General features: G+C 55.1%; 24 protein-coding genes. 10 read left to right on the top strand and 14 right to left on the bottom strand.

Annotation, left to right across the window (positions count from 1 at the left end; genetic code table 11):
- The first annotated feature begins 15 nt into the window (after positions 1-15).
- Complete coding sequence (locus tag MARLIPOL_RS07190; RefSeq protein WP_012137386.1) at positions 16-906, top strand: LysR family transcriptional regulator; 891 nt, start codon at positions 16-18, stop codon at positions 904-906.
- Positions 907-1,224: 318 nt separating this feature from the next.
- On the opposite strand, the gene MARLIPOL_RS07185 is transcribed toward MARLIPOL_RS07190, so the two are convergent.
- The gene (locus MARLIPOL_RS07185; RefSeq protein WP_012137384.1) at positions 1,225-1,479 is read right to left on the bottom strand and encodes a YdcH family protein; all 255 of its coding nucleotides are present in this window, start codon (positions 1,477-1,479) and stop codon (positions 1,225-1,227) included.
- Positions 1,480-1,572: 93 nt separating this feature from the next.
- Positions 1,573-2,355: a hypothetical protein gene (locus MARLIPOL_RS07180; protein WP_012137383.1), complete on the bottom strand. Its 783-nt coding sequence runs from the start codon at positions 2,353-2,355 to the stop codon at positions 1,573-1,575.
- 181 nt (positions 2,356-2,536) lie between these two features.
- On the opposite strand from MARLIPOL_RS07180, the gene MARLIPOL_RS07175 reads away from it, so the two are divergent.
- From MARLIPOL_RS07175 to MARLIPOL_RS07160, 4 genes are all read left to right on the top strand, one after another.
- A complete protein-coding gene (locus MARLIPOL_RS07175; protein WP_012137382.1) occupies positions 2,537-3,505 on the top strand; it encodes a beta-ketoacyl-ACP synthase III in 969 nt (322 codons plus the stop codon).
- A 111-nt stretch (positions 3,506-3,616) separates the two neighbouring features.
- Positions 3,617-5,104 carry a flavin-containing monooxygenase gene (locus MARLIPOL_RS07170; protein WP_012137381.1) on the top strand — a complete coding sequence of 496 codons (1,488 nt, stop codon included), beginning with the start codon at positions 3,617-3,619 and terminating at the stop codon, positions 5,102-5,104.
- Between the two features lie 102 nt (positions 5,105-5,206).
- The gene (locus MARLIPOL_RS07165; protein WP_012137380.1) at positions 5,207-5,887 is read left to right on the top strand and encodes a FadR/GntR family transcriptional regulator; all 681 of its coding nucleotides are present in this window, start codon (positions 5,207-5,209) and stop codon (positions 5,885-5,887) included.
- Positions 5,884-6,906 carry a bile acid:sodium symporter family protein gene (locus tag MARLIPOL_RS07160; protein WP_012137379.1) on the top strand — a complete coding sequence of 341 codons (1,023 nt, stop codon included), beginning with the start codon at positions 5,884-5,886 and terminating at the stop codon, positions 6,904-6,906. The genes MARLIPOL_RS07165 and MARLIPOL_RS07160 overlap by 4 nt, the downstream gene beginning before the upstream one ends.
- Here the strand turns inward: MARLIPOL_RS07160 and MARLIPOL_RS07155 are convergent.
- Entirely contained in the window at positions 6,859-7,488 is a 630-nt protein-coding gene (locus tag MARLIPOL_RS07155; RefSeq protein ID WP_012137378.1) for a hypothetical protein, read from the bottom strand. The two genes, MARLIPOL_RS07160 and MARLIPOL_RS07155, sit on opposite strands and share 48 nt — an antisense overlap.
- Positions 7,489-7,622: 134 nt before the next feature.
- Between MARLIPOL_RS07155 and MARLIPOL_RS07150 the strand changes: the two genes are divergently transcribed.
- The 3 genes from MARLIPOL_RS07150 to MARLIPOL_RS07140 all read left to right on the top strand — a co-directional run bounded on the left by MARLIPOL_RS07150 (position 7,623) and on the right by MARLIPOL_RS07140 (position 12,763).
- A complete protein-coding gene (locus MARLIPOL_RS07150; protein ID WP_012137377.1) occupies positions 7,623-9,806 on the top strand; it encodes a TonB-dependent receptor plug domain-containing protein in 2,184 nt (727 codons plus the stop codon).
- 79 nt (positions 9,807-9,885) lie between these two features.
- Entirely contained in the window at positions 9,886-10,821 is a 936-nt protein-coding gene (locus MARLIPOL_RS07145; protein WP_051123119.1) for an ABC transporter substrate-binding protein, read from the top strand.
- Complete coding sequence (locus MARLIPOL_RS07140) at positions 10,814-12,763, top strand: HAMP domain-containing hybrid sensor histidine kinase/response regulator (RefSeq protein ID WP_012137375.1); 1,950 nt, start codon at positions 10,814-10,816, stop codon at positions 12,761-12,763. The genes MARLIPOL_RS07145 and MARLIPOL_RS07140 overlap by 8 nt, the downstream gene beginning before the upstream one ends.
- A 29-nt stretch (positions 12,764-12,792) precedes the next feature.
- On the opposite strand, the gene gorA is transcribed toward MARLIPOL_RS07140, so the two are convergent.
- From gorA to gspE, 11 genes are read right to left on the bottom strand one after another with little or no spacing between them, the layout of a single operon-like run.
- Entirely contained in the window at positions 12,793-14,154 is a 1,362-nt protein-coding gene (gorA, locus tag MARLIPOL_RS07135) for a glutathione-disulfide reductase (RefSeq protein ID WP_036190939.1), read from the bottom strand.
- Positions 14,155-14,186: 32 nt separating this feature from the next.
- On the bottom strand, positions 14,187-14,852 hold the full coding sequence (locus MARLIPOL_RS07130) for a GNAT family N-acetyltransferase (RefSeq protein ID WP_012137373.1): 666 nt from the start codon (positions 14,850-14,852) through the stop codon (positions 14,187-14,189).
- 55 nt (positions 14,853-14,907) lie between these two features.
- Positions 14,908-15,435: a type II secretion system protein GspM gene (gene gspM / locus MARLIPOL_RS07125; protein WP_012137372.1), complete on the bottom strand. Its 528-nt coding sequence runs from the start codon at positions 15,433-15,435 to the stop codon at positions 14,908-14,910.
- Between the two features lie 4 nt (positions 15,436-15,439).
- Complete coding sequence (gene gspL, locus MARLIPOL_RS07120) at positions 15,440-16,744, bottom strand: type II secretion system protein GspL (protein ID WP_012137371.1); 1,305 nt, start codon at positions 16,742-16,744, stop codon at positions 15,440-15,442.
- A 2-nt stretch (positions 16,745-16,746) separates the two neighbouring features.
- Positions 16,747-17,754: a type II secretion system minor pseudopilin GspK gene (gene gspK, locus MARLIPOL_RS07115; RefSeq protein ID WP_228677588.1), complete on the bottom strand. Its 1,008-nt coding sequence runs from the start codon at positions 17,752-17,754 to the stop codon at positions 16,747-16,749.
- Complete coding sequence (gspJ, locus tag MARLIPOL_RS07110) at positions 17,751-18,503, bottom strand: type II secretion system minor pseudopilin GspJ (RefSeq protein WP_012137369.1); 753 nt, start codon at positions 18,501-18,503, stop codon at positions 17,751-17,753. The genes gspK and gspJ overlap by 4 nt, the downstream gene beginning before the upstream one ends.
- Entirely contained in the window at positions 18,503-18,877 is a 375-nt protein-coding gene (gspI, locus tag MARLIPOL_RS07105) for a type II secretion system minor pseudopilin GspI (protein ID WP_012137368.1), read from the bottom strand. Before gspI ends, gspJ begins: the two co-directional genes overlap by 1 nt.
- Positions 18,874-19,404, bottom strand: a complete 531-nt coding sequence (gspH, locus tag MARLIPOL_RS07100; protein WP_012137367.1) for a type II secretion system minor pseudopilin GspH — start codon at positions 19,402-19,404, stop codon at positions 18,874-18,876. The genes gspI and gspH overlap by 4 nt, the downstream gene beginning before the upstream one ends.
- A 20-nt stretch (positions 19,405-19,424) precedes the next feature.
- Positions 19,425-19,889 (bottom strand): type II secretion system major pseudopilin GspG, encoded by a 465-nt coding sequence (gene gspG / locus MARLIPOL_RS07095; RefSeq protein ID WP_012137366.1) that lies wholly within the window; start codon positions 19,887-19,889, stop codon positions 19,425-19,427.
- Positions 19,890-19,949: 60 nt separating this feature from the next.
- On the bottom strand, positions 19,950-21,164 hold the full coding sequence (gene gspF / locus MARLIPOL_RS07090; RefSeq protein ID WP_012137365.1) for a type II secretion system inner membrane protein GspF: 1,215 nt from the start codon (positions 21,162-21,164) through the stop codon (positions 19,950-19,952).
- Between the two features lie 4 nt (positions 21,165-21,168).
- The gene (gene gspE / locus MARLIPOL_RS07085) at positions 21,169-22,677 is read right to left on the bottom strand and encodes a type II secretion system ATPase GspE (RefSeq protein ID WP_012137364.1); all 1,509 of its coding nucleotides are present in this window, start codon (positions 22,675-22,677) and stop codon (positions 21,169-21,171) included.
- A gap of 190 nt (positions 22,678-22,867) precedes the next feature.
- On the opposite strand from gspE, the gene MARLIPOL_RS07080 reads away from it, so the two are divergent.
- Both MARLIPOL_RS07080 and MARLIPOL_RS07075 read left to right on the top strand, forming a co-directional pair.
- Positions 22,868-23,521 (top strand): type II secretion system protein N, encoded by a 654-nt coding sequence (locus MARLIPOL_RS07080; protein ID WP_012137363.1) that lies wholly within the window; start codon positions 22,868-22,870, stop codon positions 23,519-23,521.
- 7 nt (positions 23,522-23,528) lie between these two features.
- Positions 23,529-24,185 carry a transglutaminase-like cysteine peptidase gene (locus tag MARLIPOL_RS07075; protein WP_036190936.1) on the top strand — a complete coding sequence of 219 codons (657 nt, stop codon included), beginning with the start codon at positions 23,529-23,531 and terminating at the stop codon, positions 24,183-24,185.
- Positions 24,186-24,232: the final 47 nt, after the last annotated feature.

The raw sequence follows: 24,232 nt of genomic DNA, 5'->3' as shown, positions 1-24,232 counted from the left end.
GCATGGAGTCTGGGCATGGACCGCCTCAAGGGTGTCGAGTACTTCAAACGAATCTATGAACTGGGATCTTTCACGGCAGTAGCAGACGAATTCCGTTGCTCGAATGCCGTGATCTCAAAGTATGTCAAATTCCTGGAGTCCTGGACCGGCGCCAAGCTGATTCTTCGCAATACCCGTACGATCAGCTTCACCGACGAGGGGCACCGGTTCTATGAGTATTGCCGATCCATTACCGAACAGACCGAGCACTTGCTGGATTCTGTAGCGAATACCGGGGAGCTCACCGGCCAGCTGGTGATTGCCAGCCCCGTCTCCCTGACCATGAAAGTGCTGGCACCGCTCGTTTTCCAGTTCCAGAACGAACATCCACAGATCGCCATTCGGATGCAGATGAGTGACCAGATCACGGATCCGGTGGGATCCGGGGTCGACCTGGCTATTCGGGGCATTGAGGCTCCGGAAGATTCCTCCCTGATTGCCGTTCGGCTTGGCTCACTTGAGCGAATTCTGGTTGCCTCCCCCAGCTACCTGAACCGTGCCGGCACTCCCGAAACGGTCGGGTCGCTTGGTCAGCATCAATGTCTGATCTACAGTCTGAGTTCCGACGCCAACCATTGGGAATTTTCACCCTCAGCGGGTGACATCGTGCCGCTCTCGGTAACGGTTTCCGGTCCGGTCACTGCGGATAATTCACTGGTCCTGGCAGACGCCGCAAAGGCAGGTCTGGGCATTGCGCTGTTGCCAAGGACTTATGTTCAACAGGAGTTGGTACGGGGAGAACTTCAGGAATTGCACCTGGACGCCCATCCAATTCCCCGGTCAATCTATGCGGTCTATTCAGACCGTAAATATCTCCCAAAGCGGGCACGGCTCTTTACCGAGTTTCTAAAGACCGCTTTCAGATAGCCAGTTTTAATGGGTGGCTCAGAACTTCCAGAACGGCGTTTTCAAGCGCTGTTCAACAACTTCCGGGGAATAGCCAGCATCTATAAGAAGGCGAGGCTCAGTGGTATGAACGAGGTGGAGAAAATTACGTTTCATCCTCCACCCTTTGTACAGTGATGCAGCTTTTTTCATAGTAACCTTCCATTCATAGGTAACAACAAGTAGCAGATCAAAACCGGTTTGTTAGTTGCCTATTCTATGAAAAAAGTCTTTCCGGCCCCATACTTGGAAACCACTACGCCACCTGGCTCCCGAGCCAGAAGAACTACCTGTTTATACCTACCCCTTGCCGTTGGATTTCTTCACGAGTGTTTGGTACAGGTCATCCTTCAGTTCCAGTCGCTGCTGCTTCATCCGGTGCAGCTTGTCGTCACCTATCGGTGAATCCCTGAGCTCCAGCCCTTCGATTTCCTGGTCCAGTGCTGTATACCTTTTGAAATGTTCCTGGAATTTCGGGTCATTCTTGTTCAACTCGTCAATCAGATCTCCAAATTGGGGAAATTCGTTGTGAAGCTCGTGGTTCGAAATGCCCATTACCTCATCTCCTTTTTCTCGCAGCGTGTTTAATCAGGATGCCATTCTTACTCAGGATTTGTGAATAGCCTCAGAAGATTCAAATCCATCGCCCTACAAATCCGATTCCAGGCGCTCCAGCCCCAATGAGGCCTTGAAACTCTGGTATTCATCCCAGTATACGATGGCCCCCAGCGCCATCGCTGCCTTGGTCGTCATACGGTTGAAACTCTCCCGTATCAACCCGGGAATATTCAGCTTCAGCCGCACACTGGCAGTTTCTATCAGTACGGCGCCCATCACCAACAAGGCATCAATCCTCCGGTTATTCCTGTCGCCATCCATAATATGGCGTGCCAGTATCCTGGCATCCTCCAGTATCACCTTCTCTTCCGGGTACAGGCTAGCGCCATCGAAGCTCATGAAGCTTTGATAGCGTCGCGCCCTCTTGAGCATGAAAGACTCCTGAACGGCGGGGTCCGGTTCGTCTGCTGCCGGCCTGGAATTGAGAATGCCGTGAAGCCGGAAGTCGACCTCTCCCGCCGCCCGTTTTTGCTCAAAGACGTGCCTGATGTCGGACCGTGCCTTCTCCGAGGTACTCTCCAGAGCCTCGGCGATAACGGCATCAAAGGTAGTTTTCTCGACCAGATCCAACACCCGGCGAATGGTATGAATAGCTTTCATGACATCCGGCCACAGGCGAGGATCCGCTTCTTCCGGCTCGTCTGGCAGGCGGCTCCCGATCGCCCGGGCACTGAAGAACGCCTTCTCAACATCGCGAATAGCGACACCGGATTCGTTGGCCACCCATCTGACGCCATAATCATTGAGGTCTTCAATCAGGCTGGAGGTGAGGATTAGCAGGTAATACTTCATGCCAAGCGGAAGGTCTGTCATTAACACTCCTTCTCATCATGGATTTCTCTTTAAAGGTATAGCTTATTATGGCCCGAGTACCAGCTCTGTGCATTGCCGCCTTCGCCTTTGACAAACCGCTAATAGCTGGGGCCCATCAATAGGGTATAGGATGATTAAAAGAATCTGAGCATTGATCTGTTTACCCTGAGGAATATTGCACATGACGTACGCGCGAATTGTCGGCACGGGCTCGTATCTGCCCCAGAATGTCATGACCAACAAAGACATGGAAAAGATCGTCGACACCAGCGACCAATGGATTCGTGAACGTACCGGCATTGAACAGCGGCATATTGCGGTGGAAGGAGAAACCACCGTTGATCTCGCAGAAAAAGCATCGCGGCTCGCCATTGAAGCGGCCGGGCTCACGCCCGATGACATTGACCTGATTATTTTTGCCACCTCAACGCCGGACAAGATTTTTCCGAGCTCTGCGTGCATCCTCCAGGCCCGACTGGATATTCATGGCTGCCCTGCTTTCGACATCCAGGCCGTGTGTAGCGGGTTTGTCTATGCACTGTCCGTGGCTGATAAGTTCATCAAGACCGGCAGCAGCAAAAAGGCGCTGGTTGTGGGCGCAGAACTGTTCTCCCGTATTCTGGACTGGGAAGACCGTGGTACCTGCGTCCTTTTTGGCGACGGCGCTGGCGCCGTGGTCCTGGAAGCCAACGAGGAAACAGGCATTCTGTCCACCCATATCCATGCCGACGGCCAGTATGAAGAGCTGCTGCATGTGCCCTATGGCATTGGCGACGGCTTTGATCAGGTGCGGGCCGGTAAAGGGCACGTTCACATGAAAGGCAATGAAGTCTTCAAGATCGCGGTTAATACGCTCGGCAAGATTGTCGATGAAACCCTGGATGCGAACCAGATGCAGAAGTCGGATATCGACTGGCTGGTTCCCCATCAGGCGAACCTGCGCATCATCGCCGCGACAGCCAGAAAACTGAACATGTCCATGGACCAGGTGGTGGTCACCGTCGACAAACACGGTAATACCTCGGCAGCATCCATTCCCCTCGCCCTGGACGTAGCCGTTCGTGATGGCCGCATCAAAAAGAACGAAGTCGTCCTGTTGGAAGCCTTTGGTGGCGGTTTCACCTGGGGATCTGCCCTGCTCCGTTATTGATCGTTCTGACTACCCGGTTTGCACACATTAGCCATCCCTGATCCCCTGTTGGCGCTTTATACTTGTTGGTGACAACGAAGCCAACAGCCAACAGCCAACAGGATTCAGGTGATGACGAACAAGGCGAATGCAAAAAAGCCATCGGTGATAATCATCGGAACCGGCTTCGGTGGTCTCTGTATGGCCATCCAGTTAAAACAAGCCGGTTACGATAATTTCACCATGCTGGAGAAAGCCGGCAACGTCGGCGGAACCTGGCGTGACAACACCTACCCGGGTGCCGCCTGCGACGTGCAGTCACACTTCTATTCCTATTCCTTTGAGCCGAAGCACGATTGGTCCCGCAAGTTCGGACTCCAGAAGGAGTTGCTGGGTTACATGGAAGACTGCGTGGACAAGTTTGGTCTTGCCAGCCACATTGTGTTCCACCAGGAAGTGACACGCGCCGCCTTTGATGATGCAAGCAACACCTGGACCGTGACCACCCAGGATGGGCAGCAACGCATCGCAGATGTGGTAGTGTCCGCCACAGGGCAATTGAACCAGCCCGCCTATCCGAACATCCAGGGTATGGACCGTTTCAAGGGGAAGCTGTTTCACTCCGCTCGCTGGGATCATGACTACGATCTGACTGACAAGCGGGTTGCTGTGATCGGCACCGGGGCAAGCGCCATCCAGTTCGTGCCGGAAATCATGAAGCAGGTGAAGTCACTCAGCCTGTTCCAGCGTTCCGCTGCGTGGGTATTGCCCAAGGCCGACCGGCCCTTCAAGGCCTGGGAGCAATCCCTGTTCAAGTCCATCCCCGCGTGGGACCGAATCTATCGCTACATGATCTACTGGAAAAACGAAAGCCGCGCACTGGCTTTCACACGCTTCAGTGGACTGCTGGAACTGTTTGCTCGCCAGGCCAGGAAGGAAGCCCGCAAGCACGTCACCGATCCATACAAGCTCAAGCACATCATTCCCGACTACAAGATCGGCTGTAAGCGGATTCTGATTTCCAATGACTGGTATCCGGCCATTAACCAATCCCACCTGGATCTGATTACCACCTCGATAGACCGGATAGACGAGTCAGGCGTGGTGACGTCTGATGGCAAACACCACGACGTCGATGCGATCATTCTGGGTACCGGCTTTGCAGCGTCAGAATTCCTGGCGCCGATGACCATCACCGGTCGAGACAATGTCACCCTCAACGAAGCCTGGGCCAACGGAGTCGAAGCCTACAAAGGTATTTCCGTCACCGGATTCCCGAACCTCTTCGTGCTATACGGCCCCAACACAAACCTGGCCCATAACTCCATTGTGTATATGTTGGAGTCCCAGGTCCGCTACGTCATGAGCTGTCTCGATACATTGGAGAAATACCCGGGATCAGCCATGGACGTGTTACCCGAGCGCCAGAAGGCATTTTCCGACACAGTCCAGACTGGACTTGAAGACAGCGTCTGGAATGCCGGCTGCACCTCGTGGTACCTGGATAAAAACGGTCGTAACACCATCAACTGGCCAGGTTTTACCTTCACCTACCGCCTGGCGACACGTAGCGTGGACACTACGGATTACCAGCTTCTGTATCCCTCCGAAGCCCACTGACGACACTATCGAATGCCAAAAAAATCCCGCCCTGACCGGCGGGATTTGACGTTTCCCGATATTCATAGGATGATTGGTTAATCAGCTGACAGGATCATAGACATGGCTCTTGTACCTATCAAAAAAGGATCCCTGGTCGAAACGGCCATCGAAAGTCTCCGTTCCGCCATAGAACAAGGCCAGTGGCCGATCGGCGCCCGACTGCCCGTGGAGGCAGACCTGTCCGACGCACTCGGCGTCAGTCGCAACACGGTTCGGGAAGCGGTCCGCGTACTGGTGCATGTCGGCATGCTTGAAACCCGACAGGGGGACGGCACCTACGTGCGGTCTAAAAGGGACGCCGGAGAAACCCTGCGCCGAATTGCCCGGACCCGATTGGGCGATCAGCTGGAAGTGAGAATCATGCTGGAAACGGAAGCCTCCCGGCTGGCCGCTGGCCGTCGTACAGAATCCGACCTTGTGGCCATGAGTAAAGCACTGGATTCCCGGGCACAGGCCGGGGACAACCTGGCGGCCCGCATCCGCCACGACGAAGCCTTTCACCATGCGCTGGTCGCCGCGTCCCATAATCCCGCGCTGACAGAGCTTTACGACTACTTTGCCCATGCTGTTTCCCGCACCATCGAGAGCACGGAAACCGAACCTGATCTGCCCGAACCTTCCCAGGAAGATCATGAATTGCTTTTGGCTGCCATCCGACGCCAGGATGAGGAAAAGGCAGAAACTTTGGCAAAAGCGCTCCTGAAACCCAGCCTGGACACCCTTCGGGACAACCGCCCATGAAGTTGAGGGTCGATACCTTTACCCTGCTTTTGCTCGGTGCCATTGTTCTGGCGTCTTTTCTGCCGGTCAAAGGCGACGCGGCAGACCTGCTCGCAACCATCGGTACGCTGGCTGTCGCTTTGCTGTTCTTCTTTCACGGAGCAGCCCTGTCCCGCGATCAGATCATCGCCGGCGCCACACACTGGCGCCTGCACATATTGATCACCTCCCTCACCTTCGTATTCTTTCCTCTGGCAGTGCTGCCCATCAACAGCATCAGCAATTTTGCGCCACAGTGGATGCCGGCCGACCTAGGACTGGGGTTCCTGTATCTCGGCGTCCTGCCCTCGGCGGTGTCATCATCCATTGCCTACACCGCGATGGCGAGAGGGAATGTGCCGGCGGCCATTTGCAGTGCCGCAGCTTCTAATGTGTTTGGAATGATGTTAACGCCCTTTCTGCTGCTACTGGTGGTCAGTACATCCGGTGGCAGCAACTTCTCGGTGGCCGAGGCCCTGAAGGATATTATGTTGCAGCTGTTACTGCCGTTTGCAGCCGGGCATGCCCTGCGACCACTACTGGGAGGGTTCCTGGCACGTAACGAGGGATTGATGTCGCGTTACGATCAATGCGTGATCTGGCTGATTGTGTACTCCGCATTCTCCCATTCGGTGGAAAGCGGTCTGTGGCAAAACCTGCCAGTTCCAGCGATCGTACTGGCTGTCGTGCTGTGCTTTGCCCTGCTCGGTTTTTTCATGCTCATGGCACGATTCCTGGTCAGGCGTTTCGGGTTCAGCCTGGAGGATGAGGCAGCGGTGGTATTCTGCGGATCAAAGAAGAGCCTGGCCTCGGGATTGCCCATGGCGAAAGTGCTGTTCTCGGGTCACCCCGGCTTCGGCATGATCGTACTGCCGATCATGTGTTACAACCAGATTCAGGTGATCGTTGGGGCCATCCTGGCCAAGAAATACCGCGAGAAAATAGAGGCAGCCTCAGCCACCGCCTCCCATGCCACTGAAAAGGGTCGCCAGAACGGCTAGCCCAACAATCCAGCCAATCACAGCTGGCCAGAAATTGACCATCTGAGGCGGCAGCTGTTCCGCCTCTTCCTGCTGCTGCACCCCCCCTGCAATCTCCTCTTCTTCCCTGTCTTTTCTGACCACCTCGGTCAGGCTGTACCAGTCGAACCACTCGCCAAGAAAACTGACGACAGGGGGCGGAAAGCTGCCATTTTCCGCCATTGGCCGCACCTGGTGCTCCAGAGATCTACCTATTTCACGCCTCAACCGGGGCTGATCCGCAGGCGGCTCGCCAAGGATTGCCTTCCAGATTTGGGGATCCTTGCTTCGCCGGGAATCGTTCAATAGCGCATTCACCTGGATCACCACTTCGCGAACCACCTGTTGCTCACTGGCATCCAACGATTGCTCGTTAGAAACGGGCTCTTCAGGCTGTTGCGGCTGCTCTTGTGGAGCCTCATCCCTTCCCATTGCTTCCCGGTATGCCCGTTTCAGGCGCTCGGCTTCTTCGCCGCTGGCAAATTTGCTTTGCTGCTCATAGGCGGTTTCAATCCGGCGTGGATCACGGGTCGGTTCGATTCCGAGGATTTCCCAACATGTCATATAGGCGTAACTCTCTTGTCAGAGATTCATTACAATTTTGAGAGACAAATGCAGTGTCGTCACCTACGATACACAAAAGGCTTTCATGCAAGACACTGTCTATCCCGTACTCAGCCGATTATAAAACGACTGCCATGCCCGTTACGAACTCTGTTGCCAACATGTTACACGGCCCGCGCCGATCCGTCGCTCCACTGGCCTGTATAGCCCTGGTTTTTGCCGGCTCGCTTTTGATTTACACCCCGACCCAGGCAGATGACCGGGAACCTTCGACAGACTTTTCCGGACTGTCATCCATTGAACCTCCCCTTCCGGAGATCCTGACGACTACCCGGCTGCGCCAGCCAAAATCCCGGGTTCCCGGCACCACCACCATTATCGAAGGGGATCTCATCAGGGATCTCGGGGTAATGAATCTCGTCGAAGTGTTCCGCCTGGTACCGGGCATGACGGTTGCGGAAGTAGGCAGCAACAACCCGGTGACCAGCTACCACGGCACCGTGCACTACGAGCAGCGCCGGCTTCAGGTTCTGGTGGATGGTCGTACCTCATACCGCGCCAGCCTCTCTGACACTGACTGGCATACCATGCCCGTGCCGCTTGAACTCATAGAACGAATTGAGGTCAGCCGCGGCCCCAACGCGGCAGCTGATGGCATTAACGCATTTCTGGGCACCATCAACATCATTACCCGCTCACCTGAGGATACCGAAGGCGTTCAGCTTGGGGCGGTGTCCGGTTCCCGCGGCCATCTCAGGACGTTCGGTTCCATTGGCGATTCCAGTACCCCGTACAGTTGGCGGCTGGCCTATGAAAAACGCAAATCCGACGGCTTTGACAAGCAGGAAGATGACGACCAGTTCTTTCCGTTCAATGACGGACACGATATCAACACATTCAGTTATGACGGCATTGTCCGCACCTCAGACAGCACCAATGTCGAACTCCGGGGCGGTGTTGTAGACGGCATCAACGAAGAAGACCTGAGAAAGAACGGCAAGCTGGGCGCCACGGATCACCCGGACATCATCGTTGATGATTATTACCTGCAAACGCGGCTGAACGTGACCACGTCCGAGAACCATTTCTTTCATTTCCAGGTCAATTATCAGAATTATCAGCGTCGCCAGCGTTGGCCAGTGTGTATTTCCGGACCAGTAATCGATGGCATTCTTGCCGGGAATGCACCCGAATTCGATTTCGAACCGGGCGATTGCATGCCAGAAGACAGCCCTGCCCCCTTCGTTGCAGATCTTAACGAAGATATTGAAGAGTCCCGGCTGGAATTCGAAATTCAGGATACCCTGTATTTCAACCCCGACCTCAAACTGGTTTCCGGGCTGGGGTACCGCAGAGACACCTATCGCTCCGAAACTTTCTTCAATGGCCGGGGTAACAATTACCAATCCCGAATGTTTGCAAACCTGGAATATACACCGATTGAATGGGTCACCTTCAATGCAGGCGGAAACTGGGAAAGCACCACAACCACCGATGACGACTACCTCTCGCCACGGGTCGCCGCCAATTTCCTCATCACCAGAAACCAGGCCCTGAGATTCGTTTATTCGGAAGCCGTTCGCACCCCGGATGCTTTTGAGCAGAATCCCGACTGGGGTTACCAGCCAAGAAATATACGTCCACCCTACGATTTTCTCGAAGGCGCAAGGTTCGAGGTCGAAGATCTGGTAAATCCACAGACCTCAACTTTTGGAGAAGAACTTGAAGAAGAACGCATAATCTCCCGGGAAATAAGCTATTTTGGCCAATTTTTGGTCAATCAGGCCCTGTTGTCGCTGGAGGTTCGGTATTTCAACGATCACCTGATTGACATGATCAGCGGCGTCATAAATGAAGAAGAATGGTTCATCGCCAACAATGTCGACCTGGACCAGGAAGGTTTCGAGCTGGAGTCGTCTGTCGACTACGCCGGTACCAAGCTTCGTGCGACCTATGCCTACCTTGATCAGGATGGCCGCTATACCGGGGCTCCCGATGCACTTGACTCCAGGGATCAGGAATATGTCGTTGAGCTTCTCGGGCGACTGTCCGTTCGTCACTCCGGAAGTTTCGCGTGGATACAACAGTTGCCTTTCGACCTTACATCGTCTGCTACGTTTTTTTGGGCCGACGAATTCCGGAGAGCCCAGTTCGAACGTGCGGATTTCCGCCTGGCGCGTAGAATATTCGCCTCAAGCTACAGTTACGAACTGGCCTTTACCGTGCAACACTATCTCAACAGGGAGCCGGACCTGAGTCCGGATAACATTATTCAGAACCACAACCAGTATTTTGTCGAAGCGGGTGTCCGCTTCTGACCCAGTCAATGGAATGCACTGAACCCAGGACGGTATGAGAGCCAAAATCGAGTCAATCAACGCCTTGTACACAGGCAGGATGCCTGTAAGCACTGCTTTTTGCCTGTTCTTCCTCTGCGTGCTGGCACTGCCGCAATCCGCGTTCAGTCAAACACCCCCGACAACGGCCGTTTACATTGCCGGCACAGAGTCCAACGTCGCGCTGACGCAACACATGTCCGGCCTTATACAAAACGAGCTCGGCGAAGAGTTCAGCCTGCGGCCATTCAAACCGGGCCAAACCTCTCAGGATGACAACAGTCTGGTCATCACCCTGGGCCCCGATGCCTTTGCCCTCGTTCGGCAGGAAAGTCGCAGCGTTCCAGTTCTCGCCCTACTCGTGGATGAGCAATTCATCAAAGGGTACACCGACCGGCCCGGGGAGCAGCGTCTGGGCGCCATCTTTTATGCTCCGCCCCTGATTCGTCAGGCAGTGGCCGGGAAAGTGATCCTTCCGCACGCAACCCGGGTATCCATGCTTGCCACACCTGACAGCGTAGAAATATATGAACAATTGACGGAACAGTTGCCGGCCTTTGGTATGGAAGGTCAGGTATTTGTTGTCACCAATAACGATAACCTGATTTCCACCCTGATCCGGGCGCTTGAGTACGGCGACTTTCTCCTCGCTGCCCCCGATAACGGCATCTATAACCCTCGCACCATCAAACATATCCTGTTGACGACCTACCGACGAAATCGAATTGTCATCGGTCCAAGTCAGGCTTATGTCAAGGCGGGCGCGCTGGCATCCACCTACGTTCCCCTGACGCTTGTCGCAGAATTAGCCGCAGATGTCATCAATGAGTATCAGGTTTCAAATCAGTTTCCTCCACCGATATACCCGGACAACTTCAAACTGGAAATCAATGAACAGGTTGCCCGCTCATTGAATATCCCCCTTCCATCCAGGCAAGAACTTGTCGATGTCATCAAGGAGAGGCTTTCAGCATCCATGGAGGGCGACCATGACTGAACCGACAAACAGGCCCGCCCCTCTTGTCAGAAAGCTGATGCTCCTGGGCGCAGCGCCCGCCATTGTCATGTTCATTGTGCTGATGGCTTTCTTTACCTCCGCCCGGCTTGATGATGCCCGAAAGGATCTGGCGAACAGCAGTCAGATGCTCGCCAACAGCCTGGCTCCGGCAGTGGAGTACGCTGTGGTTTCAGGCAATACAGCAGCGTTAAAGCAGATTTTGAGTCAATCGCTTCAGCGAAGCCGGGCACAGTGGATACGGGTATCCGACGTGATGGGAGACGAGGTAGGCTTCGTGACCAGCACCGATAGCGACACCATGGGTGCCAATGACACGTTTGACATTTTTGAGGCCGAGATTCTTCAACAACCACTGGATCTGGGCGGTAGCCGTCAAACCGAATGGTTTGAACCGGATTACAGCTTCGGCAACGGTGCCCTGAGAGTGGGAACCGTTCAAGTCGGTGTCAGCAAGGAGCAGCTTGCCGCACGACGTAACGACATTCTCTGGACCTCTCTGGCGGTCGGAGTCGCCTTGTTGCTGTTCACCATGTTGATTGTGAACCAGACCTTGTCCGGCATATTGGCACCGATACGCCGGTTGTCTGATCGAGTAACAAAGCTCATAAACCTGGACTACAACCAGGTTGCCGTTAGCAGAAAACATAACACCCGGGAAATTCAGGAGCTGGAGGAAAACCTCAACGCCCTGGCTGCCCACCTGAGAAGCCTGGAAGATTCCAGGGCCCATACCCTGGCCGCTTCCGAGAACGCCCGCGCCAAAGCGGAGACCGCCAACCAGGCCAAGTCAGAGTTCCTGGCCACAATGAGTCACGAACTACGCACCCCACTGAATGGCGTGCTCGGTATGATAGAGCTGGCCTCCGAAGACCCTCTTTCATCCCGCCAGAAAGACTATTTGCTGACCGCCAGACGATCGACAGAGGATCTGTTGATGGTGATTGGGGATATTCTCGATTACTCAACGGTCGATCGTGGCCAACTCAAGCTTGAGAATCGTGAGTTTGACCTTCGCCAGCTACTCACGAACTGCACAGCAAGTTACAAGTTACTGGCCGTTCAGCAGGGACTTGATTTGACGCTAACCTTCCAGGGCAACTGGCCAGAAACACCGTATGTTGTCGGTGATGCTCCCCGGCTCCGGCAGATTCTTGCGGGACTGACCGACAATGCCATCAAGTTTACCAGTGCCGGCTACGTCAATATTCAGGCAGGCTGGTTCCCACTCGAAGATAACTGCATGGTACTGAAATGTACGGTCAGCGATTCCGGATCGGGTATTCCGGTCGACCGACTGAATGATATCTTCAACTCCTTCGAGCAGCTCGATAACGGCGATAGCCGTGATTACGGCGGTACTGGCATAGGCTTGTCACTGGTTCAGAGACTGATTGAATTAATGGGTGGCCATATTCATGTGGAGACGGATCCGGGCAAAGGGTCGTCATTCAGTTTTGAATTGCCGTTTGAACTTAGTAACCTGGCTCCGTTGCCGAGCCCCTCCAGCCGCCCGATCAGATCACCGGCAACTGAAGGCTTTGCCTCAAAAGCATTGGTTGTCGAGGATAACCTCGTTAACCTCAGAGTAGCCACCGCCCTTCTTAAGCGCCTGGGATTCGACGCTGATGCCGCCAGTAACGGCAAGGAGGCATTGGAGTTAATCCAGACGAATCATCACGGTTATGACGTCATTCTGATGGATTGCCAGATGCCCATCATGGATGGTTACGAGACCACGCGGTGCATAAGGGAGTGGGAACAAAGCAACGGTCAGTGCGGCACACCGATCATTGCGCTTACTGCAGATGCCCTGCCCGGCACAGAAGCCAATTGCCATGGGGCCGGCATGAATGATTACCTGGCCAAGCCAGTGCGCAAAGAAAGCCTGAGAGCGGTGCTCAGCCGCTGGTTAAACGTCTGATCAGCGACTGAGCAACGGGCCGGCTCGGTTCAGGTAACCGGTTCACGCATAGTGACAAACTCTTCGGCGGATGTCGGATGAATCCCCAGGGTACTGTCAAACTGGGCTTTGGTCGCTCCCGCTTTCATGGCAACGGCCAGTCCCTGAGTGATCTCACCCGCGTCCGGTCCCACCATATGGGCGCCAAGAACTTTGTCACTCTCCTTGTCTACCACTAACTTCATCAAGCAGCGGTCCTGCCGGCCACTCAGGGTGTTTTTCATCGGCCGAAATTCCGAGCGGTAGATGCTGACCTGGTGGCCGGCTTCTTTTGCTTCGGCCTCTGTCAGCCCCACTGTGCCAATATTCGGCTGGCAGAAAACGGCCGTTGGGATACAGTTATAGTCCATCTCGCCCTGACCATCGCCAAATAAGCGGCGAGACAGAACCATGGCCTGGGCAAGTGCAACCGGCGTTAGCTGAGGCGTACCGATAACATCGCCCAAGGCGGTAATGGAAGGCACAGATGTCTGGAAATGGTCATCCACCTCCACATGACCAGACCGGCTCAGCTTGACACCCAACGCCTCCAGACCAAGTCCTTCGACAAGTGCACGACGACCAGTAGCCGCCATGACCAGGCCAGTGGTCAGATGAGAGCCATCATTCAGAGTGACATCGTAATAAGTCCCGTCGCTTTCGACAGCCTCAATGGTCGTACCGAACCTCACATCCACCCCTTTCCGACGCATTTCATTGGCAGTAAATTCACGAACGTCATCATCAAACCCGCGCAGGAACAGCTCTCCTCGATATAACAGGGTGGTTTCGACACCAAGCCCCGCCAGTATGCCTGCAAACTCCACAGCGATATAACCACCCCCCCAGACAACTGCCTGCCGGGGCAACTGTGGCAGGTAGAACATTTCATTGGAGGTGAGGATACTTTCTTTGCCTGGAATATCCGGAATCACCGGCCAACTCCCGGTCGCTATGGTGATATGACCAGTGGTATAGCTCTGTTCGCCCACAACCACGGAATTGGCATCGGCAAGCGTCGCAGTCCCCTCAATGATGGTCACGCCGGCATTTTCCAGGAGACGGCCATAGATACCGTTCAGTCTTTCAATCTCGGTGTTCTTGTTCGCCACAAGCGTGGGCCAGTCGAAACTGACCTGATCAAGCGGAACGTTCCAGCCATAACCGGCTGCGTCTTCAAGATCCTCACCGACATGGGAGCCGTAAACAAACAGCTTCTTGGGAACGCACCCAACGTTGACACAGGTGCCACCAAGGTATCGGGACTCAACAATCGCTACCCGGGCGCCCCTCTGGGCGGACATTCTCGCTAGCCGTACACCTCCCGAACCGGCACCAATTACTATCAGATCGAAATCCTGGTTGTCAGACACAGCGTCTCCTGATCAAAGTTGGGACAATAACGTCAACCGGGCGCTGCCTGCTTTTCCGCAGGGCACACTTCCCGGAATAGAACATGGTCCTCGAAGTCTCCCAGGCGGATTTTTCCGAGACTGCGGAATCCTTCGGACTCGTAAAATGGTAGATAGCGGCTGTTACCGGTATCCAGGACCAGACCACTGCCACGCGGGTTGTCCGCACACAGGCGCTCAACCGCCGATAGCAACAAACGGCCAAAGCCCCGGTTCTGGTACTGGGGATTCACACCCATCAGCGGCAATTGATGGGCCAGTGGCTGGGGTAACATTTCCTTTATTTTCTGGTGATAATCAAGGTAACGGCGCGTACAGGCAAAACCGGTTGTCAAAACCATCCTGATCCGCCAGCTGATCTGATCAGCCAGGTTCAGACGCAAGTCGGGATCGCCGATGAATGCTACTGCGACCAGGGTATTATCCAGCATGACACCGATCGATTCCTGATTCAGATCCAGATAAAGATCAATCAGTTCCCGAATGGTGGCCCTTACCCGTTGCTCGTACCCTGGCCGCCGGTGATCAAACAGATACTGGAACGTCGGCTCACGAAGGTAAGCATGGAAAAGTATGGATTTCGCCTCATTACGCGCACTCTCATCCAGGCGGACAATCACGGGCTCTGGATTATTTTTTTTATCGTTGCCGTCATTCATCAGGTTTCTCCTGTTTACTCTCCGTTCACACTCAACCCTGTTGCGGCTCAAATGTTCAGATCGTAAGGGTTAGCCGTACCGACACAATGCCAGGATCATCCTGCCTGTCCATCGCGGCCTGATCGATTACCACACCGTGATCGGTATTCAACTTTTCCAGCCATGCTGCTACATCTGCGAACGGCACGTCTTCAAGCCAGACCCGGATAGCGCTGCCCCCGCTGGGTTCAAACCGTTGCAGCGACAACCCGGATTCGCCGGCACTGCGGGTGACCAGTGCCATCAGTGCGCGCCCGTCTTGCGGTGCATTGGGCGCTGGGCTACCGGCACCTTCAGTGGCGGCCAGACGCTCAATATCGGACTGGTTTGCCCGCATCCAGGCCAACAACTCTTCCGCGTTTTCCCGCGAGCTTACCGCCTGGTCGTGAAACCCGGTAATGGGGCGCCAGATCAGGAAGTACAGAAGCCCCAGAAATACCGCAACCGCCAGCACAGCCAGCGCCTGCTGGTCCCTGCGAGGAAGCTGATCATACTGGGCTATAAGCTTGCCTACGGAAGGCTGATCTTTCAGTTTCGTCAGCATCGTCTCAGCCTCCCGATACGGTCAGACGCCCACGGGCGCCACTGGATTCATTAACAACGGAACCGATCTGTGCTTCCAGCCCCTGCTGTGCCAAACCATTACGCAAGGCGCTCATACGGTTGTAAGTGTCCGCCCGGATGTCCACGACAAGTTCTCCGCGTGAACGGCTATAGTTGATAGAGTTGAACGTCAGCGACTGGTTTTGCGGTACCTTGGAGTACTGGTCGCCGGTGTACTTCATCAACGTAATAAAATCTGCGGCAGGTCCACCAGATCCGATTGAACGCAACTGCCCTTCGATAACCCGTCGAACATTGCCAGCGTGGGTGCGACGGTCGTCGGGGAAGGCGTCACGATAGATTCCCATGGCTTGCGCACGAGTAGTATCAGCCTTCTGCTGGTGGTAGAACCCCATTCCCAGCTCCACACCCAACTGGATGACAAACCAGGCACAGGCAACCGCAATCAATGGCCTCCAGGCCCGCAAAGGGCTAGTCTGACCACTTTTAACACTGTAACTGCCCTGGCACAGGTTAATCGGGTGGGACAGGTGATGGTGATGAGCGTGCGCCAGCAATTCCAGCGGCATGAGCTCAATGGCCTCAAGCTTGACCACGAGTCGACCGGCGGAACGCAGCTCACTGATCGCGGATTGCTGCTGATCCAGTTCCTGTTCGGTGCCAAAAATTGTCACTGGCACTTCCGCAACGACGTCTTCGGAAGGCGGAACCGCCAGTGTGTGAGCAAACATGCCCAGATTCCTTGACTGGATGCTGAGCCATTCGCCCCGGTCACTGATCAGCATGGCATTTTCGCCATCCAGACAGATGGACCAGCCACCTTCCGTCTCCGGCAACAAGGCTGCTTCCGGGTAAATTGCATCCAGCCGCGCATGCTCCCAGCCACTGAACAGGTTTACCCAATCCGACATCCGGCTCCGGTCAATGGCGGCGACCCTGAAACCATTGTCCGTTCGGCTTCCCAACGCCAGGTGCACAGTGTCAATATCCTGGGCAATCTGCTCCTCAACCGCATACGGCAGAGCCTGAAGAATGAAACGGGTTTGCTTCGCAGGAATATCCGCTACACAGAACAGCGCCTCGTCGCCGGGCACCATGCCAATTAACAGAACGTTGTCGAGGGCGTTCTGCCCAAGGGTCTGTTCAATAAGATCCCGTGTGTCCCCTCGCCCATGGGCCTGAGTGTCGCCACTTGCATCATGGAGAACCCAGTTATAGAGCTGCGCATCCGGTGTCTGACCAGGGTCGGCAAAGGGTGGAAGAGGCCTGACATAAAGGCGGTAAGACATGTCTATCCTTCTGAAATAGTAAAAGGCTCTTTAGTAATTCGGTTTTTCTGCCCGGTATCCCGGTGAACCGTCTGCAGCTCTCCTTCAGGGCTCCGGAAAACGGTACTTACCAGATTCGCAACCCGGTCATCATAGGTAATCCGCGACACGACCTCAAAGAAACGGGTTTGCAAGCCCAGTCCGGTCGCCTTCAATCCGAGCCCCGAGAACTCCGGCAAGGCCAGAAAATCCTGAATATTTTCAAACCGCTCCTCTTGCCTTTTTTCAAGAATAGACTCTGCCTGAGCCTGTGTCAGCTCTGCGTGTAACGAACGCAGAACCGGGGCTGTCGCGGTGTTCACATTGATACCAATTCCAGTCACTGGCAATGCTGTCACATGCGGCCTCAGGGCACGGTACGCCTCTTCAGTCATGCCCTCAATAAGCCTGAGTTCTGTCACGCTGACAAAAGGTTGATTGGCCGCCCTGAAACCGGGATCTGCCATCAGGTACTGTCCATCTTCAGCACCATAGGCGCTCACCGTCTGATCATCCGCGTCGACCCAATCGATCAGGGCGTCAACCGAGATTTCGGGTAAACTCAGCGCCACCAGCAGCCGCTCAAGCTGATCCCGGACCATCGGGTTCACCTGTCCATTAGCCGATACCAGATCGTTCAGGTTAATCCGGCCACCCAGATCATCGATCTGGATTTGAACCACACCGTTTTCATCCAGTGGCAATACCGCAGAATTCGCAGCCCAGAACTCGTCCAGACTGTCGACCATCAAATTGTCTTCCTTGTCCTGTTCGAAGTCCCGGGACAGGATCTGTCTTGCAAAAGCTTCTGCGCCAAGGGCAATGCTTTGTCCTTGTTGCTGTGCCAGATAGTGCCCTGCCCGGAAAACCCTCACACTTTGCTGCTGCGTCATACCTGTGGCAAGCATGACTACCAGAGCCATGGCCAGCAAAACCATAATCAACGCAACGCCGCGCTGACTTGATCGATGGGGCGCTCCGGGCATCATCATTGAGGTCCCCCAAGGGCAGACGGCCCGCTCTGACCCTGATCGGACTGGCTGTCTTCCTCTTCTTCGCGATCAGTATCCGTCTCCGATTGGGCCTCATTAGCGGTATTAACCATGCCCTGGGCCTTACTGTTGTCGAAGTCTGGCATCGCGAATGTACGTATGAGTTCGCCGAATCTTTCATGTTCCAGGGTAATTTCTATGCCCAGAGGAAGTGGCAGATCAGGCCGTGTCCCCGGACTCAGGCTCGCCATTGCTTCTTCGGTGGGCCAGCCGTCGGTCCAGTTACGCTGATCGTCAAGAAAGCGGATCTCAAACGATGTTACCTCTGACAACAGCACAACATCCTGGCTGCTTTCATCTTGCCCCTGATCCAGGGTAATCCAATGTCGGCGACGCAGTTCCTCACCGGTATACTCCCAGCCGGCTCTCTGTAGCGAGCTCCGTCGCATTCCCAATGGGTTCCGCCAGCCCTGACGGGTCAGAACCAGGGCAAAACTGTCTTCCCGGCTGGTCAGTGCTGGCTTGTAATCCCCGTACATATCCCGTACCGGGCGATTAACAACCTGCATAAGATCCCGCTCCAGCAGCAACATGGTGCGTTGCAACTGGTCAAACTCCTCAGCAACCTCATTCACCCGGTCCCGGGACAACACCACGCCACTGAGAACCTGCCACACGCCCAGCCCGATGACCGCGGTGATCGTCACTGCAATCAGAACCTCCATCAAGGTGAAGCCCCGTTGCAACATCAGTTCTCTCCAATGAAAGCGGACAGTGTATGAATCGGCACCGGATCGCTGCCATCATCCCTGAAACGAGCGACCGTCACCTCAATGCGCCGCATGGTGGGCTCTTCCGTACCGAGAACGGCGGTGGTTACCTGCCACCGATAGGGACCATAATCCAGGTCATCGGAATTTTCGGATATGTCAGGCAGAGCCTCTTGCAGACGAAGCTCACTGATCCGGTTGTCTGCAATCCAACCAGCCATGGTCTTGTCGCGGATACGCTCGTAGCTGGCAATGTACTGACTTCCAACCTCGGCAGCGGCCGTGGCGATCAAACCAAACACCAGCAGTGCCACCAGCACCTCAATCAGAGTAAAGCCACGCTGACTGCTCACCGCTCGTCCTCTTCACTGCCCGGACGACGCCACTCCAGGGGAGACACGCCATCCGACGCGAGTACATGCATAAAGGAACTGTCGCTACCGATGGTGAATTCCACTTCAAATGGCGTGGTTTCACCGCTGGAGAAAAACACGATGTCTGGACGTAACCGATCTTCTTCGGAAGCAAGCCTTGGCGTATCACTCTCGATGAACTCGGTCATTACCAGCCACTCCGGGAAACTGCGCTGTCGGAACATCCGTTCCCCTGACTCTTTCCACTCATTCGCCTGCTCGTCAAACGTTACGAACCGATAACTGTCTTCTTCAAGGGCCAGCCCCAATTCCTTGTTGTTCAGTACGGCCTGCTCAGAGGCGGTTTGCATCAACAAAAACATCTCGCGGACATTGTTTTCCAGCTCCCGCTGTTGAGACCCGCCACCCAGGTTCATGACTGCCAGCGCAGCAAGTAGCCCGACAACAATCAGTACTACCAGAATCTCAATCAGCGTGAAGCCAGAGACAGTTGCCCGCTTCCCCATAATGCTTAATCCCTGGTCGTTCAGTCCTTGGTCTTCCAGACACTGATGTCGGCTGCATCGCCTTCACCGCCTTCCTGGCTGTCGGAACCATAAGAATAAAGATCGTAGGGCCCTTCTGTGCCCGGACTAACGTACTGGTAATTCGAACCCCAGGGATCTTCCGGAACATTTTTCAGGTACCCATCGGGGTTCCAGTTCTTGGGTTCCGGGCTACCACTCGGTTTACTGACCAGCGCCTCCAGCCCCTGCTGGGTTGAGGGATAGTGGCTATTGTCCAGACGATAGAGGTCAAGCGCGTTGGCAATGTTGCTCAGCTGGGTTTCCGCCACGGTCACTTTAGCCTGATCGCTACGCCCCATAATGTTCGGAGCAACAATCGCAACCAGCAGACCGAGAATGACCATAACCACCATAATCTCGATCAGGGTGAAACCACCTTGCTTGCGGTGGTTGTCGCGTGGATTCCGGGTAACGTATGGCTTCATAGTTAGGCTCGTCATTAGTAAAGACTCTCTTTCCATTGTCTAGGGGTAAAACTTTTGAGGTCAGCCGACCAGATTGCTCATATTGAGAATCGGCAGCATGATGGCCAATACGATGATGAGGACCACCACACCCATGAATAACAGCATCATCGGTTCGAAAAGACCGACAATCGCTGCAATTTTCGACTGCAGGGTGTTTTCCTGCATTTTCGCGGTTCGCTCCAGCATGCTGTCGAGTTCACCACTCGCCTCACCACTGGCAATCATATGGAGCATCATCGGCGGGAAATATCCCGTCTGATCCAGCGAGCGTTGAAGGGAGCCACCCTCGCTGACTTTGCGGGCAGCATCCCGCAGTTCGCGGCGCAGGTAGTCGTTGGACAGCACCTCGCCCGCAATGCGCATGGCGTCCACTAACGGCACGCCGCTGGTGGTCAGGATACTGAGTGTACTGGCGTAACGGGCAGTGTTAACCCCTCGCACCATGCCGGACAACAGCGGCATATTCAGCAGCCAGCGGTGAAACTTTAACCGGAACGCGGGCTTACGCAAGGCAGTCCGAAATCCGATGATACCAACAACAATCAGTATGAGGAGGTAGACACCAAAGTCGCCGAGAAATTCCGACACCGCCAGCATCGCAACGGTCAGCCCGGGCAAGTCCTGCCCCTGCTTCACAAACACCTCGATAATGTCCGGCACCACATAGGTGAGCAGGAACACCACAATAGCAATCGCCACCACACTCAGAATGATCGGATAAATCGCGGCGAGCTGAATTTTCTGGCGCGCCTCTTGCCGGGCTTCCGTGTAGTCCGCCAGCCGGTTGAGCACCAGGTCCAGGTGCCCCGCATGCTCCCCTGCGGCAACGGTGGAACGGTACAGCCGAGGAAATGCCCGTGGAAACTCGCCAAGACTGTCCGCAAGACTGTAGCCTTCCATTACCTTGGCACGAATGGCGATCAGCATGCTGCGGATACGCGGTTTGGTGGACTGCTGCGCCGCTGCTGACAGAGCCTGCTCGACGGGAATTCCGGATTGTATCAACGTTGACAGCTGTCGGGTGACCAGTGCGAGGTCGGCGGCCGCCAAACTGCCCCGACTGCTGAGCGGGTTCCTCCCATGGGCCTGCTTTTCAGTTGATGGTGCCACTTCCAGCGGGGTCAGCCCGCGCTCCCGGAGTTGTTGCCTGACAGCCCGGGGGGCATCAGCCTCCAATACGCCCTGCTTTTGTTTGCCCCGGGCATCAAGGGCCTTGTAATCAAATGCAGGCATAAGATTATTGGCTCCGGTGGGTCACGCGCAGGACCTCTTCAACGGTGGTAACACCGTCCAGAATCTTCTGTACACCGTCAGCGTGTATGCTTGGACCAGACAACCGGGCCTCATGTTCCAGGTCCAGCTCCCCGGCCCGCTTGTGGATGAGCGCACTGATTTCATCAGAGATCTCCACCACTTCGTAAATACCGATTCGACCGCGATAACCCAGCTGATTGCAGTGTTCACAACCGGTTGCACGGTAGATGGTTGGCGGGTTACCAGCGTCCTGTTGCAGGAAGTCGCAGTGCTCTTCACTCGGCGTATACGGTTCGCGGCAATCCTTGCACAGCACCCTCACCAGACGCTGGGCCACAATCCCCACCAGACTTGACGAGATCAGGAACGGCTCAATACCCATATCCATCAGCCGCGTGATGGCACCGACGGCCGTGTTGGTGTGCAGCGTAGAAAGTACAAGGTGACCGGTCAGACTCGCCTGAACGGCAATCTCAGCGGTTTCCAGGTCACGGATCTCACCGATCATGACCACATCCGGATCCTGACGCAGAATGGCCCGCAGTCCCCGGGCGAACGTCATATCGACCTTGGTGTTGACCTGGGTCTGACCGATACCCGGCAGATTGTACTCAATGGGATCCTCGACCGTGAGAATGTTGCGGCTGCGGTCGTTGATCTCCTGGAGCGATGCATACAAGGTGGTCGATTTACCGGAACCTGTGGGACCGGTCACCAGCAGAATCCCGTAAGGGCGGTAAATCAGCTTACGGAGAACCTTGAGATCCCGCCCGGCCATACCAAGGGATTCCAGGCGAATATTTCCGGCCTGCTTATCCAGCAAACGGAGCACCACTCGTTCGCCACTCGAAGATGGCATGGTAGAGACCCGGATATCCACTTCCCGGCCGGCCACCCGCAAGGCAATACGGCCATCCTGAGGCACACGCTTCTCAGCGATATCCAACTTGGCCATGACCTTGATACGGGAGACCAGCAGCGGCGCCAGCGCCCGTTTGGGCTGGACTACTTCCCGCAACACACCATCGACACGGAACCGGACCACCAGACGTTTTTCGTAAGTTTCGATGTGTACGTCCGAAGCGTTGGTTTTGACCGCTTCCGTCAGGATGGCATTGATCAGGCGGATAATCGGCGCATCGTCTTCCTGCTCAAGCAGATCTTCCGTCTCGGGCACCGAGTCCGCAAGGGAGGCCAGATCCATGTCATCCCCGATGCCTTCTACCATCTGCATGGCTTCAGCAGAGTCGTTCTGGTAGGCCGCATTCAGGGCTGCATCAAAGCGCTCCGGATCGATCGTGGAGAACCGTGCACGCCCCCCACTGATGCGATTGGCTTCGGCCAGGGCTGAATGACTGGCTCCGGGACGCACCAGAATAACCGGCTCACCGTCTTCCTCGCGGGTAAGTATCACGCCATTGCGTTTGGCGAAAGCGAAAGGAAGACGGCCCAGCGGAGCATCCTGCGGCTGAAGTTCATGTTCTGTATTCAAGGTCGTCCTCGTTTTGTTGCCAGGCGCGGATGAATTATCCGGAAACCCTTTTTATTCAATTAATTCAGAAAGGCTACCATAGGATATGGAACCGCTGAATAACTCTATACACTATACTGCCATTTAACCGTTGCAGTCTGATAACCTGTGATCTTTTTACAGGGCCGTAAATTCATTATCGGGATATCCAATGTCTTTTAATAACACCCGGTTACCTATTCTCCTGGCCGTTGCCGCTATCGCGGTCATGATTGCTCTGACATCATGGCAGGCTTACCGCTTCTGGCAACAGGAATCCCAACGGGGCAGCCAGCAATTGCAGGCGGCCGCTGAGCTGAAATCGGTCACGGAAGAACAGAAAGTACCTGAAGTGACCCTGGCCTCCCTGGACCTGTTTGGCAAAGCCGGAGAATCAGCGACAGACCAGAAAATCGACACCGAGAACCTTCCCGAAACCAACTTGCGGCTCTTTCTGCGCGGCGTGCTCGCTGCAGACGGCGATTTTCCGGGCAGCGCTCTGATAGAAGACGACAAGAGCCAGACCGAAGCGTACCTGGTTGGCGATGAACTCCCCGGCAACGCCAAACTCCGCTCGGTTCATGCCAACCGGGTCATCATCCAGCGTGGCGGAAAGCTTGAGAACCTGTACTTCCCGGAATCCGAAGACCGCACCGGGCTTGAGTTTACCGCGGATAGCTCCACGACTCCTGAAGCGCAAAGCGCCGAACCCGATAATTCGTCAAACAGAGCAAGTCCCTCCCCAGCTGCCGACGATCAGCGCAGAGAAGAAATTCGCCGCCGCCTTGAACAGCTCCGCGAACGCCTGCGGAACAACAACAGCTGAGGCTGACATGGAAACGGCAGCCCGGAGGTTTTGTCGCCGAAGCTTGCTGTTTCCCGTGTTGCTGATCGTGGCCACTGTTGCAGCCTTTGAACTCAGCGACCGCCTGCTGAATTACGTTCGGGAGGAGTTTGGCCAGGAGGCTCATGCTCGCCTTGAAAACTGGCAGAATCTCAATCGCATGGCAGCAAACGCACCGAGGGAAAGACAACTTGCCCTGGTGAATTCATTCTTCAACCGCGCCCGTTTTATTTCCGACATGGAACATTGGGGCGAGGAAGATTATTGGGCGACGCCGGTGGAGCTTCTGACCACCAACGGTGGTGACTGTGAAGATTTCTCCATCGCCAAGTACCTGACACTGAAATCCATGGGAGTTCCCGATGAAGAGCTCCGAATCGTCTACGTCAAGGCACTGGATCTGAACCAGGCACACATGGTCCTGGCCTGGTACCCGACGCCGGACGCAGACCCGCTCATCCTCGATAACCTGATCAACCAGATCAAGCCCGCATCACAACGAAACGACCTCGAGCCAGTCTACAGCTTCAATGGCGAAGGCCTGTGGCTGAATCAATCCGGCGGACGTCAACAGCGGGTAGGTGAAGCAGGCAAGCTGGACCACTGGCAGGACATGAACAAACGGCTTACAGAAGCACTGCGCTGATCCACTCTGTGCTTTTTTCACGAAATTCCGCTATAATGTGAAAAACA

It is taken from the genome of Marinobacter lipolyticus SM19 (assembly GCF_000397065.2).
Lineage (GTDB): Bacteria > Pseudomonadota > Gammaproteobacteria > Pseudomonadales > Oleiphilaceae > Marinobacter > Marinobacter lipolyticus.
Note: the sequence above shows the minus strand (reverse complement) of the source record. Positions and strands in the feature narration are given on the sequence as shown.

Coding starts and splice junctions, on each gene's coding strand:
- MARLIPOL_RS07165 (WP_012137380.1), top strand. CDS start 5,207: ATGGCTCTTGTACCTATCAAAAAAGGATCCCTGGTCGAAACGGCCATC.
- MARLIPOL_RS07140 (WP_012137375.1), top strand. CDS start 10,814: ATGACTGAACCGACAAACAGGCCCGCCCCTCTTGTCAGAAAGCTGATG.
- MARLIPOL_RS07075 (WP_036190936.1), top strand. CDS start 23,529: ATGGAAACGGCAGCCCGGAGGTTTTGTCGCCGAAGCTTGCTGTTTCCC.
- MARLIPOL_RS07170 (WP_012137381.1), top strand. CDS start 3,617: ATGACGAACAAGGCGAATGCAAAAAAGCCATCGGTGATAATCATCGGA.
- MARLIPOL_RS07160 (WP_012137379.1), top strand. CDS start 5,884: ATGAAGTTGAGGGTCGATACCTTTACCCTGCTTTTGCTCGGTGCCATT.
- gspM (WP_012137372.1), bottom strand. CDS start 15,435: ATGCTGACGAAACTGAAAGATCAGCCTTCCGTAGGCAAGCTTATAGCC.
- MARLIPOL_RS07155 (WP_012137378.1), bottom strand. CDS start 7,488: ATGACATGTTGGGAAATCCTCGGAATCGAACCGACCCGTGATCCACGC.
- gspG (WP_012137366.1), bottom strand. CDS start 19,889: ATGAAGCCATACGTTACCCGGAATCCACGCGACAACCACCGCAAGCAA.
- gspL (WP_012137371.1), bottom strand. CDS start 16,744: ATGTCTTACCGCCTTTATGTCAGGCCTCTTCCACCCTTTGCCGACCCT.
- MARLIPOL_RS07130 (WP_012137373.1), bottom strand. CDS start 14,852: ATGAATGACGGCAACGATAAAAAAAATAATCCAGAGCCCGTGATTGTC.
- MARLIPOL_RS07180 (WP_012137383.1), bottom strand. CDS start 2,355: ATGACAGACCTTCCGCTTGGCATGAAGTATTACCTGCTAATCCTCACC.
- gspF (WP_012137365.1), bottom strand. CDS start 21,164: ATGCCTGCATTTGATTACAAGGCCCTTGATGCCCGGGGCAAACAAAAG.
- gspJ (WP_012137369.1), bottom strand. CDS start 18,503: ATGTTGCAACGGGGCTTCACCTTGATGGAGGTTCTGATTGCAGTGACG.
- MARLIPOL_RS07185 (WP_012137384.1), bottom strand. CDS start 1,479: ATGGGCATTTCGAACCACGAGCTTCACAACGAATTTCCCCAATTTGGA.
- MARLIPOL_RS07175 (WP_012137382.1), top strand. CDS start 2,537: ATGACGTACGCGCGAATTGTCGGCACGGGCTCGTATCTGCCCCAGAAT.
- MARLIPOL_RS07145 (WP_051123119.1), top strand. CDS start 9,886: ATGCCTGTAAGCACTGCTTTTTGCCTGTTCTTCCTCTGCGTGCTGGCA.
- MARLIPOL_RS07150 (WP_012137377.1), top strand. CDS start 7,623: ATGCCCGTTACGAACTCTGTTGCCAACATGTTACACGGCCCGCGCCGA.
- gspH (WP_012137367.1), bottom strand. CDS start 19,404: ATGGGGAAGCGGGCAACTGTCTCTGGCTTCACGCTGATTGAGATTCTG.
- MARLIPOL_RS07190 (WP_012137386.1), top strand. CDS start 16: ATGGACCGCCTCAAGGGTGTCGAGTACTTCAAACGAATCTATGAACTG.
- gspK (WP_228677588.1), bottom strand. CDS start 17,754: ATGATGATGCCCGGAGCGCCCCATCGATCAAGTCAGCGCGGCGTTGCG.
- MARLIPOL_RS07080 (WP_012137363.1), top strand. CDS start 22,868: ATGTCTTTTAATAACACCCGGTTACCTATTCTCCTGGCCGTTGCCGCT.